The sequence below is a fragment of the Pseudomonas sp. HY7a-MNA-CIBAN-0227 genome, from assembly GCF_040310325.1.
In the GTDB taxonomy this organism is placed as follows: domain Bacteria; phylum Pseudomonadota; class Gammaproteobacteria; order Pseudomonadales; family Pseudomonadaceae; genus Aquipseudomonas.
The window spans coordinates 334526-348010 of record NZ_JBEOPT010000004.1; the positions used below are offsets into that span (position 1 = coordinate 334526).

A 13485-nucleotide genomic window follows, 5' to 3' on the forward strand; every position below is an offset into this window, starting at 1 on the left:
ACCCTGCACCTTTGCCCGCGTAAAAGGTAAACTTCGCCCCCTGCGCAGGAGCAACCATGAATTATCGTCACGCCTTTCACGCCGGCAACCACGCCGATGTCTTCAAACACCTGACCTTGACCCGCCTCATCGCCCTGATGTCGCGCAAGGAGCAGCCGTTTGCCTATCTTGATACCCACGCCGGAATTGGTCTGTACGACCTTCAGGGCGACCAGGCCAACCGCACCGGTGAATACCTGGAAGGCATCGCCCGGCTATGGGACGCGACGGACCTGCCGCCGCTGACAGCCGACTACATGCGCGTGCTGCACGAAATGAACCCGGATGGCCAGTTGCGCTACTACCCAGGCTCGCCGGAGCTGGCGCGGCGCCTGACTCGCCCGCAGGATCGCGTGCTGCTCAATGAAAAACACCCCGAAGACGGTGTGTTGCTCAAGGACAACATGAAGGGTGATCGTCGGGTCAAGGTGCACCTGGGCGAAGGCTGGCATGTACCGCGGGCACTGCTGCCGGTGCCGGAAAAACGTGCATTGATGTTGATTGATCCGCCGTTCGAAAAACTCGACGAGATGCAGCGCTGTGCCGCCTCCCTCAAGGAAGCTATTGGCCGTATGCGTCAGACCGTCGCGGCGATCTGGTACCCGATCAAGGACCAGCGCATGTTGCGCCGCTTCTACCAGGACCTGGCGGGCACCGGGGCGCCGAAGTTGCTGCGGGTGGAATTACTGGTGCATCCGTTGGACACGCCCAATACCCTGAACGGCTCGGGCTTGGCGATTGCGAATCCGCCGTGGGGGCTGGAGGAAGAATTGCGAGAGCTGCTGCCATGGCTGTCCAAGCAACTTGGGCAAACCCAGGGTGGGTGGCAGATGGATTGGCTCATTGCTGAATGAAAGCTTCAAGCTGCAAGAAGCGCGTTCCTGCTCTTACTTGCAGCTTGAAGCTTAAAACTTGCAGCTCCGATCTTCAGATCGGACAAGTCACGCCTGTGCCGCCAATCCCGCAGTAGCCGGCCGGATTTTTTGCCAGGTACTGCTGGTGATACGCCTCGGCGAAGTAGACTGTCGGAGCCTCTTCGATTTCCGTGGTGATTGTGCCCAGGCCAGCCTTGCTCAGCTCGTTCTGATAAGCCTGTGCACTGGCCTTCGCTGCGTCCAACTGCTCAGGCGTAGTGGCGTAGATCACGGAACGATACTGGCTGCCGATGTCATTGCCCTGGCGCATGCCCTGGGTTGGGTTGTGCAGTTCCCAAAACATTTTCAGCAGGTCTTCGTACTTGATCTTGGCCTGGTCATATACCACCAGTACCACTTCGCTGTGGCCGGTCAGGCCCGAGCAGACTTCTTCATAGGTCGGGTTCGGCGTGTAGCCGCCAGCATAGCCGGCCACCGTGCTGACCACGCCTTCGTGCTGCCAGAAACGGCGTTCCGCGCCCCAGAAACAGCCCAGGCCGAAGATCGCGAAGCCTACATCGTCCAGGAATGGGCCCAGCAGCGGGTTGCCATTGACGAAGTGCGTCTCGGGCAAGGTCATTGGGGTTTCACGGCCAGGCAGAGCTTGTTCTTGAGTGGGAAGCACGTTTTTGTTCACCAGGATTTCCGAGCGCAAGACCATGTTCAGTCCTCTCAGTCAGATTGAGTTAACAGAGTAATTCAGACCGCCAGTGTGCCCGAGTGTTACAGCGCTGTCAGGCGATTGGCCCGCGAGGATAGCGTTTAAGTCTTTCCAGCAACTCGGAACCGGGGATGGGCCGGTCGAACAGGTAGCCCTGGCCGACGTCGCAGCGATGGCGGCGCAGGAACGCCAGTTGCTCGGCGGTTTCGATGCCTTCGGCGACGACCTTGAGCTTGAGGTTATGGGCCATGGCGATCACCGCTGAGGTGATTTCCATATCGTCCTGGTTGTCCGGGATCTCATGGATAAAGCTGCGATCGATCTTGATGATATCGATGGGGAATTTTTTCAAGTAGCTGAGCGACGAGTAGCCGGTACCGAAATCGTCCATGGCCAGGGTCAGGCCGAAACTCTTCAGCTGGTCCAATTGCAGGCGCGTGTCTTCGGTGGCCTCCAGCAGCAGGCCTTCGGTCAGCTCCAGCTCCAGCAAATTGGCAGGCAGCTGTTCTTCCTTGAGGATGGCGGCAATTGAGGCCACCAGGTCAGGGTCGGAGAACTGCTTGGGTGACAGGTTGATCGCTACCTGCAGGTTGCCCATGCCGGCGGCGCTCAGTCGTTTGCTCATGCGGCAGGCCTGGCGGGCGATCCACTTGCCGATGGGGATGATCAGCCCGGTTTCTTCGGCCACACTGATGAACTGATCCGGTCGGATCATGCCTTTTTCCGGGTGATTCCAGCGCAACAGCGCTTCCATCCCCAACAGGCGGCCGCTGCGCAGGCACAGTTTTGGCTGGTAGAACACGTCCAACTCGTTCTGGGTCAGGGCGCGGCGCAGGTTGTTTTCCACGAACAGTTTGTAGCTGGCCTCGGCGTTCAGCGCTTCGGTGAACACCTGGACCTGATGTTTGCCATTGGCCTTGGCCTTGTGCAGCGCCAGGCCTGCGTTGCGCATCAGGGTTTGCGGGTCGCGGCCGTGCAGCGGGGCGCAGGCCAGGCCCACGGAGCCGGTGACGCTGATCAGTTGGTTGTCGACAAACATCGGCTTGTCGAGGGTCATCAGCAACTGGAATGCCACCTGCTGGCCGACCTCAAGGTCGGTATTGTCCAGCAGCACCGCGAACTCGTTGCTGGCGAACCGCGCCAGGCTGCCGCCGGTGCTCAGGCTGTTGCGCAGGCGCCGGGCCAGGCTGATCAGCAGCTTGTCGCCGGTCTGGTGGCCGAGGCTGTCGTTGATTCGCTTGAAGTTGTCGATGTCCACCAGCAGCAGGCTGATGGGAGTGTCGCTGTCCCGGGCAAAGCGTTCGTCGAGGTTGCGGATGAACGCCGGACGGTTGCCCAGGTTGGTGAGGTTGTCGGTATAGGCCAGACGCTCGATGCGCTGCTGGGCCAGCTTGGTTTGGGTGATATCTTCGTAGATGCCGATGTAGTGGGTCAGCTCGCGATTGTCGCCATAGACCCTGGAGATCGACAACTGCCCCCAGTAGGGCTCGAGGTTTTTGCGTCGGCTCTTGAATTCGCCTTGCCAGCTGTTGCTCTTGGCCAGGCTCGATCGTGCGTCGAACAACAGCGCACTGAGATTCTCCAGGGCCGGCAGTTCCGACAGCTTGTGGCCGTGGACTTCTTCGGAGCTGTACTGGGTGATCGCCGTAAAGCTGGGGTTGACGTACTCCACCACGCCATCGCAATTGACCAGCAGAAATGCGTTGGCACTTTGCTCCACGGCCCGCTGGAACAAATGCAGGGCGCTGGTGGCGGTGCGACGGTTGTGGTTGTTGATCACCTGGGCGAACTGGTCGGCCAACTCGCCGGCAAAAGCAATCTCGTCAGCCTGCCAGGCTCGGGTGGTGCCGCTTTGCTCCAGGCACAATACGCCCACCACTTGGCCATCGATGCGGATACTGGCGTCGAGCATGGCGTGGATATCCCGCGGGCGCAGACTCTCGGCCATCTCCCGTGTGCGCGGGTCGCGCATGGCATTGCCGGCATCAATTGCGCGGCTGGTTTGCAGGGCTTCCAGGTAATCCGGGAAGCCGCTGGCGTCGATGGGCATGGGCAGGTGGTGTTGCTGATCGGCGCGGTGGAAGGCGGAGATCGGCACCAGATGCTGGTCTTCCAGGTTCCAGATGCTGGCACAGTCGATCTGATAAATATCGCAGGCGCTGCGGGTGATCAGTTCAGCGGCTTCTTGCAGGGAATTGTTGGTGCTGTAGCGCTGGCGGGCCAACAGCAGGATCAGTTCCTGCTGGGCGCGCACCCGTTCCAGGTGTTGCAGTTGTTCCTGTTGCGTGCGTTGGTTGAGTTCCAGGGCGATCTGCAAACGGCTGTTTTGGTCTTCCAGGTCGGCGGCGGGCATCGGTGTCAGGTTGCTGAACAGGCCGTCCACCACCATCAGGTAGCCGCGCAATAGGTGGCGATTGTGCTGTTTGTAGGCTTCGCCCAGTTCCAGCAGGTTCAAGGGGCCGTGGCTGGTGTGCAGGGTGTAGCGCACCAGGTAATGGGGGCTGGCCGTCAGTTGCTGTTGAATCGCGTCATGCAACTGATAGCGGGCCTGGGGCTCCATCAGGCTGGCGTAGGGCGAGCCGATCAGGGAGCACAGTTCCATCGCCGGGAGGCCGAACTGTTTTTCGCAATTGGGATCAAGGTACAAGAGTGCCCAGCTTGCCTCATTTAGCCGCTCGAAACGCAGCATACCGAGGCGCGAAGGCACCGGTAATTGCGTCACTACCTCGGCCGCCGTTCGGGCGACATCGGGTTGGCTTTTCATGGGGGAACTCGCTTGGAAAAATGCGCATTGCGCCGGGCTCACGCCCTCTTTACTGCTGTCTGCGGCAAGGTTGCATCATGCAGCACGGACTGACAAGAGAGGATGAAGGCTAAGTGCTATAAGTGCGTTATCGGCAGGGCGGGGGATTTCTGCAATTGGGGTGATGGGTGGTTTGTGGTGAGGGGGTTTGCCGGATCTGCGTATCGCCCCCGTTGGGCTGCGCGGCAGCTCCAATAGGATTACAAAAAACAGGCAAAAAAAGCCCCGCCAAATTGGCGGGGTTGAGGTACGAGCGTGGCGCTCGGAAAACCTTGAAACCAGGCCTTCCCTATCAGAGGAGGGCCCGTTGTGGCTTAAAGCAGGATGGTGCGGATGTCCGCCAGCAGGTCGCTCAGACGCTTGGTGAAGCGAGCAGCAGCGGCGCCGTTGATCACACGGTGATCGTAGGACAACGACAGTGGCAACATCAGCTTGGGCTGGAAGGCTTTGCCGTCCCACACAGGCTGGATGGTGGCCTTGGAAACGCCGAGGATCGCGACTTCCGGTGCGTTGACGATTGGCGTGAAGCCAGTGCCGCCAATGTGCCCGAGGCTGGAGATGGTGAAGCAAGCGCCTTGCATGTCGTCTGCGGTGAGCTTCTTGTCACGGGCCTTGGCAGCCAGCGTAGCGGCTTCGGCAGCCAGTTGCAGCAGGTTCTTCTGATCAACGTTCTTGATCACAGGCACCAACAGGCCGTCCGGGGTATCGACCGCGAAGCCGATGTTCACGTACTTCTTGCGAATGATCGCCTTGCCGCTAGGTGCCAGCGAGCTGTTGAAGTCCGGTAGTTCCTTGAGCAGGTGCGCGCAGGACTTGAGCAGCAGTGGCAGGATGGTCAGTTTGACGCCGGCTTTTTCGGCCACGGCTTTCTGCGCGATGCGGAAAGCTTCCAGGTCGGTAATGTCGGCCTGGTCGAACTGAGTCACGTGCGGAATGTTCAGCCAGCTGCGGTGCAGGCTCGACGCGCCGATTTGCATCAGGCGGGTCATCGGCACTTCTTCGGTTTCGCCGAAGCGGCTGAAGTCCACAACCGGGATCGGCGGAATACCAGCACCGCCGGTAGCGCCTGCGGCCGGAGCCTCCTTGGCCTTCTGCATCATGGATTTGACGTAGACCTGCACGTCTTCCTTGAGCACACGACCGTGGGGGCCGCTGGCCGTTACCGCGTTCAACTCGACGCCGAACTCACGGGCCAGTTGGCGCACGGCAGGGCCGGCATGAACCTTGGCACCGCTTGGCGCAGGCGCAGCAGCAGGGGCCGGTGCGGCCTCGGCTTTTGCAGCAGGCGCTGGAGCGGCGGCCGGGGTCGCCTCAGCCTTGGCGGCTGGTGCGGCCGCGGCGGCAGGAGCTTTTTCAGCAGGTGCAGCAGCACCCTGGACTTTCAGCTTGAGGATGAAGTCACCCGTGCCGACTTCGTCATCCAGCTTGACGCCAATGCTTTCCACCACGCCGGCAGCCGGCGATGGGATTTCCATGCTGGCCTTGTCGGATTCCAGGGTGATCAGCGACTGGTCGGCTTCGACGGTGTCGCCGACCTTGACCAGCAGCTCGATGATCTTGGCCTTGCCCGACGAGCCGATGTCCGGAACATGAATGTCCTGGACTGTGGCGGCGGCCGGGGCCGGGGCCGCTGGGGCCTCGGCAACAGCGGCAGGCTTCTCGGCGGCAGCCGGGGCCGCAGCAGGAGCCTCAGGCGCCGCGGCAGCGGCACCCTCGACTTCCAGTTCCAGCAGTTCGTCGCCTTCTTTCAGGCGGTCGCCCAGCTTCACTTTCAGGCTTTTGACCACGCCGGCCTTGGGAGCAGGGATTTCCATGCTCGCCTTGTCCGATTCCAGGGTCAGGATGCTCTGGTCGGCTTCGATACGGTCGCCGACCTTCACAAACAGTTCAATTACTTCCCCTTCACCGCTGCCGATGTCAGGTACGCGAATGAGTTCGCTCACAGAAAATCTCCTCAGCAGTCCAGTGGGTTGCGTTTTTCCGGGTTGATCCCGAACTTGACGATAGCTTCAGCCACCACCTTAGGTTCGATATCACCACGGTCAGCCAAGGCTTCCAGGGCTGCCAACACCACGAAATGACGGTCAACTTCGAAGAAGTGACGCAGCTTCTTGCGGCTGTCACTGCGGCCGAAACCGTCGGTGCCCAGGACTTTGAATTCCTTGGACGGGACCCACTGGCGAATTTGTTCAGCAAACAGTTTCATGTAGTCGGTGGAGGCGATAACCGGACCCTTACGGCCAGTCAGGCACTCTTCTACGTAGCTCAGCACAGGCTTCTGACCTGGGTGCAGACGGTTGCTGCGCTCCACGGCCAGGCCATCGCGACGCAGTTCGTTGAAGCTGGTAACGCTCCACACGTCCGCGCCGATGTTGAACTCTTCACGCAGGATTTTCGCCGCTTCACGGACTTCACGCAGGATGGTGCCGGAGCCCATCAGCTGCACGTGGTGCGCCGCTTCCTTGGTGTCTTCTTCGAGCAGGTACATGCCTTTGATGATGCCTTCCTCGACACCGGCCGGCATGGCTGGCTGCTGGTAGGACTCGTTCATCACGGTGATGTAGTAGAAGACGTCCTGTTGCTCTTCGGTCATCTTCTTCATGCCGTCCTGGATGATCACCGCCAGCTCATAGCCGTAGGTTGGATCAAAGGTGCGGCAGTTCGGGATGGTGCCCGCCAGGATGTGGCTGTGACCGTCTTCGTGTTGCAGGCCTTCGCCGTTCAGCGTGGTCCGGCCAGCGGTGCCGCCGATCAGGAAGCCACGGGTACGGCTGTCGCCAGCAGCCCAGGCCAGGTCGCCGATACGCTGGAAACCGAACATCGAGTAGAAGATGTAGAACGGCAGCATCGGCTGGTTGTGGCTGGAGTACGAAGTACCGGCAGCGATGAAGGAGCTCATGGCGCCTGCTTCGTTGATGCCTTCTTCGAGAATCTGGCCCTTCTTGTCTTCGCGGTAGAACATCACCTGGTCTTTATCGACTGGCTCGTAGAGCTGGCCGACGGAGGAGTAGATGCCCAACTGGCGGAACATGCCTTCCATACCGAAGGTACGAGCTTCGTCCGGGATGATCGGGACGATACGCGGGCCGATTTCCTTGTCCTTGACCAGTTGCGCGAGAATTCGCACGAAGGCCATGGTGGTGGAGATTTCACGGTCGCCCGAGCCGTCCAGGATCGCCTTGAGGGTCTCCAGTGGTGGCGTCGGAATGCTGATGCTTTTGGCGCGACGCTGTGGCACGAAACCGCCCAGTGCAGTGCGGCGCTCGCTCAGGTAGCGGGCTTCGGCGCTGCCTTCTTCAGGTTTGAAGAACGGCAGGTTTTCCAGCTCTTCGTCCTTGACCGGGATGTCGAAACGATCGCGGAACAGCTTCAGGCTTTCAACATCAACCTTCTTGGTGTTGTGCGCGGTGTTTTTCGCTTCGCCGGCGCCAGTGCCATAACCCTTGATGGTCTTGGCCAGGATGACGGTAGGTTGTTCTTTGTGGTTGACCGCTTCGTGGTACGCCGCGTAGACCTTGTACGGGTCGTGGCCACCACGGTTGAGCTTCCAGATCTCGTCGTCGGACAGGTCGGCAACCATCGCCTTGAGTTCAGGCGTGTTGAAGAAGTGTTCGCGAACAAACGCGCCGTCTTTGGCCTTGTAGTTCTGGTACTCGCCGTCGATGACTTCGTCCATCCGGCGTTGCAGGATACCGTCGACGTCCTTGGCCAGCAGTGGGTCCCAGAAACGGCCCCAGATGACTTTGGTGACGTTCCACTGAGCTCCACGGAACACACCTTCGAGTTCCTGGATGATCTTGCCGTTGCCGCGAACCGGGCCGTCGAGGCGCTGCAGGTTGCAGTTGATGACGAAGATCAGGTTGTCCAGCTTTTCGCGGCCAGCCAGGGAGATCGCGCCCAGGGATTCCGGCTCGTCGCACTCGCCGTCGCCCAGGAAACACCAGACTTTTTGCTTGCCCTCCGGGATGAAGCCACGGGCTTCCAGGTACTTCATGAAACGCGCCTGGTAGATCGCCTGGATCGGGCCCAGCCCCATGGATACAGTCGGGAACTGCCAGAAATCGGGCATCAGCCAAGGGTGCGGATAGGACGACAGGCCATGACCGTCGACTTCCTGGCGGAAGTTGTTCATTTGTTCTTCGGTGATGCGACCTTCCATGAACGCGCGGGCGTAAACGCCTGGCGAGGTGTGGCCCTGGAAGTAGATCAGGTCGCCGCCGTGTTCTTCGGCCGGGGCCTGGAAGAAGTAGTTGAAGCCGATGTCATACAGGGTTGCGCTGGAGGCGAAGCTGGAGATGTGACCGCCCAGGTCAGAATCTTTCAAGTTCGTGCGCATTACCATGGCCATCGCGTTCCAGCGTACCAGCGAGCGAATGCGGCGTTCCATGAACAGGTCGCCAGGCATGCGTGCTTCGTGGGTAACGGGGATGGTGTTGCGGTACGGTGTGGTGATGGCGTAGGGCAGTTGCGAGCCGCTGCGGGTCGCGAGTTCGCCCATACGGGTCATCAGGTAGTGAGCACGGTCTTCGCCTTCTTTGTCGAGAACCGATTCCAGGGCGTCCAGCCATTCCTGGGTTTCGACGGGATCGAGGTCTTGCATGGCTTGCTCCAGGGCGGAAAGGCTTCCAGAATCGGTTGCCTGAGTTTGCGACTGGCCTTGTGGGCAGACGACATAAATTCTTGGATGACCGGAGATTGTTCCGGCGTTGTGTAGTTTTACTACAAATCGTCGGCCATTTCAGCCTTTCGAATGTATATACGAGTAGTAAAACTACAGAAGAGTGAGCTGTTGGCTCCTTCTGGTTGGTGAGAATAATCGTTATTGTGGGTCTTTTGCGAACAAGAAAAGGTGAAGAATTGATGTTGACTGCCAAAAACGAAAAGTTTTCAGCTATTTCTAACTTTTGTTCGACAGTCCTTCACCGAGCGTGGTTCTTGCTATCACCGCAACAGGCCTTTCACATGCCGATCAAGGATAGACCATGAGCCTTCCAATGCTGGCTGAACTGCCAGCCATTCTTTTGCCGTTTGTCAGTCGTGCCGAGCAATCGTTGCGCGCCGCCGTGGCGCAACTGGACGACGACCATGGTCTGTCCGACTGGACGCCGCAACGTTGGGCCGACTTCGCCCGGGTCTGCGCCGCTAGTGATTTTGTCAGTGAACAGAGCGTTCGTGACCCTGTGATGTTGTTGGAACTGGTGGCCTGGGGCGAGCTGGATCGCGGTTTTGCACCCGATGAGCTGTGCGGGCAGATCGCGGGTGCTGTGCAACAAGCCGAAACAGAAGATGAGCTGGGTCGCTGCCTGCGCCGCCAGCGCACTCGCCAGCAAGTACGGATCATCTGGCGCGACCTGACCCGACAGGCGGACCTGGTCCAGACCTGCCGCGATTTGTCAGACATGGCCGACGCCAGCATCGACCAGGCCTATCAATGGCTGTACCAGCGCCATTGTGTCCAGTTCGGCACACCCACCGGCCGACGTAGCGGCGAGCCGCAGCCGATGGTCATTCTCGGCATGGGCAAGCTCGGCGCGGTGGAGTTGAACCTGTCGTCGGACATCGACTTGATCTTTGCCTATCCGGAAGGCGGCGAGACCGTAGGCGTCAAGCGCTCCCTGGACAACCAGGAGTTCTTCATCCGCCTGGGCCAGAAGCTGATCAAGGCCCTTGACCCGATGACGGTCGACGGCTTTGTATTTCGCGTCGACATGCGCCTGCGGCCCTACGGTTCATCCGGGGCGCTGGTGCTCAGCTTCAATGCATTGGAGCAGTACTACCAGGACCAGGGCCGTGACTGGGAGCGCTACGCCATGATCAAGGCGCGGGTGGTGGCCGGGGATCAGGTGGCCGGCGCGCAACTGCTCGACATGCTGCGACCGTTTGTCTACCGCCGTTACCTGGATTTTTCCGCCATCGAAGCGCTGCGCACCATGAAGCAGCTGATTCAGCAGGAAGTGCGGCGCAAGGGCATGGCCGAGAACATCAAGCTGGGCTCTGGTGGTATTCGTGAAGTGGAATTTATCGCCCAGGCGTTCCAGCTTATCCATGGCGGTCGCGATTTGAGCCTGCAGCAGCGCCCACTGTTAAAGGTGCTTGGCACCCTGGAAGGGCAGGGTTACCTTCCGCCGGCGGTGGTCGCCGAGTTGCGCAATGGCTACGAATTCCTGCGCTACACCGAACACGCGATCCAGGCGATTGCCGACCGGCAGACGCAAATGCTTCCGGACGGCTTAGAGGATCAGGCGCGGATTGCCTTCATGATGGGCTTCCCGGACTGGACGGCGTTCCATGAGCGGCTGATGTACTGGCGCGGTCGGGTGGACTGGCACTTTCGCCAAGTCATCGCCGATCCGGATGAAGAGGAGGGCGAGGAAAGCGAACTGGTGGTGGGCGGAGAGTGGTTGCCGCTGTGGGAAGAGTCCCAGGACGAAGAAGCCGCTTGCCGTCAGTTGCACGAAGGCGGTTTTGTCGACGGACCCAAGGCATTGAGGGCCTTGGCCGGACTGCGCGGCAGCCCGCAATTGCGCGCCATGCAGCGTCTGAGCCGTGAGCGTCTCGACGCATTTATCCCGCGTTTGCTGGCCCAGTCGGTCGAACATGCCAGCCCGGACCTGGTGCTGGAACGCGTGTTGCCGTTGGTTGAAGCGGTGGCACGGCGTTCCGCGTATCTAGTACTGCTGACGGAAAACCCTGGCGCCTTGCGTAGGCTGTTGACCCTGTGCGCTGCCAGCCCGTGGATCGCCGAGCAGATCACCCGCTTCCCGTTGCTGCTGGACGAATTGCTCAACGAAGGCCGCCTGTTCAAGCCGCCTCTGGCGCCGGAACTGGCTGCCGAACTGCGCGAGCGCCTGACGCGGATCCCCGAAGACGACCTTGAGCAGCAGATGGAAGCCCTGCGCAATTTCAAGCTGGCCCACCGCCTACGGGTCGCCGCCTCGGAAATCGCTGGCAGCCTGCCATTGATGAAAGTAAGTGACTACCTGACCTGGCTCGCCGAAGCGATTCTCGAACAAGTGCTGGCCCTGGCCTGGCGCCAGACCGTCGCTCGCCACGGTTCGCCGCAGCGTGTGGACGGCACCCTGTGCGATCCTGGGTTCATCATTGTCGGTTATGGGAAAGTGGGTGGTATCGAACTGGGGCATGGTTCGGACCTGGACCTGGTGTTTATTCACGACGGTGACCCGCAAGCCGAAACCGACGGCGCCAAACCCATCGACGGTGCGCAGTTTTTTACCCGATTGGGCCAGCGAATCATTCATCTGCTGACCACCCAGACCAACTCCGGGCAACTGTACGAAGTGGATATGCGCCTGCGACCGTCAGGCGCTTCCGGTCTGTTGGTCAGTTCCCTGGGGGCGTTTGCCCGTTATCAGGAAAATGAAGCCTGGACCTGGGAGCATCAGGCTCTGGTGCGGGCGCGGGTATTGGTGGGCAGCCAGGACGTTGGTCGTGCTTTTGAGCAAGTGCGGGCCCAGGTATTGGGGCGTGCGCAGGACCTGGCGAAGCTACGCCAGGAGGTCAGTGAGATGCGCGCCAAGATGCGTGACAATCTGGGAACCAGGTCCACGGCGGCCGGCACCGGGGCCAATGCCTTCGAGCCCACGGCCTCGTTCGACCTCAAGCAGGACGCCGGAGGTATCGTCGATATTGAATTTATGGTGCAATACGCGGCTTTGGCGTGGTCTGCGCAACATCCTTCGTTGCTACGCTACACCGACAATATCCGCATCCTGGAAGGCCTGGAGCAGGTCGGGCTAATGGCCGCCGCCGATGCCCATCTGCTGCGTGAGGTCTATAAGGCCTACCGTTCCGTCGCTCATCGTCAGGCTTTGCAGAATGAGGCCGGGGTGGTCAGCGGTGACCAGTTCGCGGACGAACGGCGCCAGGTGAAGCGAATCTGGAAGGAACTGGGGTTAAGCTGAAACAACTTTAATGTGGGACATTTTTTAATGTGGGAGCTGGGTGTGCCATTCCCGCACAGACTATCGAGGCGGGGAGGCATGAGCCTCCCCGTATCGTTTGTGGAAACTACATGAATATTCTGATCGTTGGGCCCAGTTGGGTCGGTGACATGGTGATGGCGCAGACACTGTTCCAGTGCCTGAAACAACGTCATCCCGACTGCGAAATCGACGTGCTCGCCCCCGAGTGGAGCCGGCCGATTCTGGAGCGTATGCCCGAGGTGCGTCAGGCCTTGAGCTTTCCGCTCGGCCATGGCGCCCTGGAGCTTGCGACCCGTCGACGCATCGGCAAGTCCCTGGCTGGCCAGTACGACCAGGCGATCCTGCTGCCCAATTCGATGAAATCGGCGTTGGTGCCATTCTTCGCCGGCATCCCCAAGCGCACCGGCTGGCGCGGCGAGTTCCGTTACGGCTTGCTCAACGACGTGCGCAAGCTCGACAAGGCGCGTTACCCGCTGATGATCGAGCGTTTTATGGCCCTGGCCTACGCGCCCGGTGCCGAGTTGCCGACGCCGTACCCGCGCCCCAGCCTGCAAATCGATCCGGTTACCCGCGACGCGGCCCTGGCCAAATTCGGCTTGACACTAGACCGGCCGGTGCTGGCGCTGTGCCCTGGCGCCGAGTTTGGCGAGTCCAAGCGCTGGCCGTCGGAGCACTACGCCAAGGTCGCCGAGATAAAAATTCGCGAAGGTTGGCAAGTCTGGCTGTTCGGCTCGAAAAATGATCACTCGGTGGGTGAAGACATTCGTCAGCGTTTGATTCCGGGACTGCGCGAAGAAGCGGTCAACCTCAGCGGCGACACGTCCCTGGCCGAGGCCATCGACCTGTTGTCCTGCGCCGATTCGGTGGTGTCCAACGATTCCGGCCTGATGCACGTTGCTGCTGCGTTGAATCGCCCGCTGGTAGCGGTGTACGGCTCCACTTCCCCGGATTTCACCCCGCCGTTGGCCGACAAGGTCGAAGTGGTGCGGCTGGGTCTGGATTGCAGCCCGTGCTTTGACCGTACCTGCCGTTTTGGCCACTACAACTGCTTGCGCCAGTTGCTGCCGCAGCCTGTGGCCGACGCCTTGCAGCGGTTGCAGGGCACTGTGGTCGAGGTTCGCTGAG

At 60.4% G+C, this 13485-nt stretch carries 7 protein-coding genes; 3 read left to right on the forward strand and 4 right to left on the reverse strand.

Annotation, left to right across the window (positions count from 1 at the left end; translation table 11 throughout):
- The first annotated feature begins 56 nt into the window (after positions 1-56).
- Entirely contained in the window at positions 57-893 is an 837-nt protein-coding gene (locus AAEZ06_RS09585) for a 23S rRNA (adenine(2030)-N(6))-methyltransferase RlmJ (protein ID WP_350614039.1), read from the forward strand.
- A gap of 73 nt (positions 894-966) precedes the next feature.
- Here AAEZ06_RS09585 and msrA read toward each other — a convergent pair whose 3' ends face one another.
- From msrA to aceE, 4 genes are all read right to left on the reverse strand, one after another.
- Complete coding sequence (gene msrA, locus AAEZ06_RS09590) at positions 967-1614, reverse strand: peptide-methionine (S)-S-oxide reductase MsrA (protein WP_149411210.1); 648 nt, start codon at positions 1612-1614, stop codon at positions 967-969.
- Positions 1615-1687: 73 nt separating this feature from the next.
- Complete coding sequence (locus AAEZ06_RS09595) at positions 1688-4378, reverse strand: putative bifunctional diguanylate cyclase/phosphodiesterase (protein WP_149411209.1); 2691 nt, start codon at positions 4376-4378, stop codon at positions 1688-1690.
- Positions 4379-4731: 353 nt separating this feature from the next.
- Positions 4732-6360: a dihydrolipoyllysine-residue acetyltransferase gene (aceF, locus tag AAEZ06_RS09600; protein ID WP_149411208.1), complete on the reverse strand. Its 1629-nt coding sequence runs from the start codon at positions 6358-6360 to the stop codon at positions 4732-4734.
- An 11-nt stretch (positions 6361-6371) separates the two neighbouring features.
- Complete coding sequence (aceE, locus tag AAEZ06_RS09605; RefSeq protein ID WP_149411207.1) at positions 6372-9017, reverse strand: pyruvate dehydrogenase (acetyl-transferring), homodimeric type; 2646 nt, start codon at positions 9015-9017, stop codon at positions 6372-6374.
- Positions 9018-9399: 382 nt separating this feature from the next.
- On the opposite strand from aceE, the gene glnE reads away from it, so the two are divergent.
- Both glnE and waaF read left to right on the forward strand, forming a co-directional pair.
- A complete protein-coding gene (glnE, locus tag AAEZ06_RS09610; RefSeq protein WP_350614043.1) occupies positions 9400-12339 on the forward strand; it encodes a bifunctional [glutamate--ammonia ligase]-adenylyl-L-tyrosine phosphorylase/[glutamate--ammonia-ligase] adenylyltransferase in 2940 nt (979 codons plus the stop codon).
- A gap of 110 nt (positions 12340-12449) precedes the next feature.
- Complete coding sequence (waaF, locus tag AAEZ06_RS09615; RefSeq protein ID WP_149411205.1) at positions 12450-13484, forward strand: lipopolysaccharide heptosyltransferase II; 1035 nt, start codon at positions 12450-12452, stop codon at positions 13482-13484.
- Position 13485: the final 1 nt, after the last annotated feature.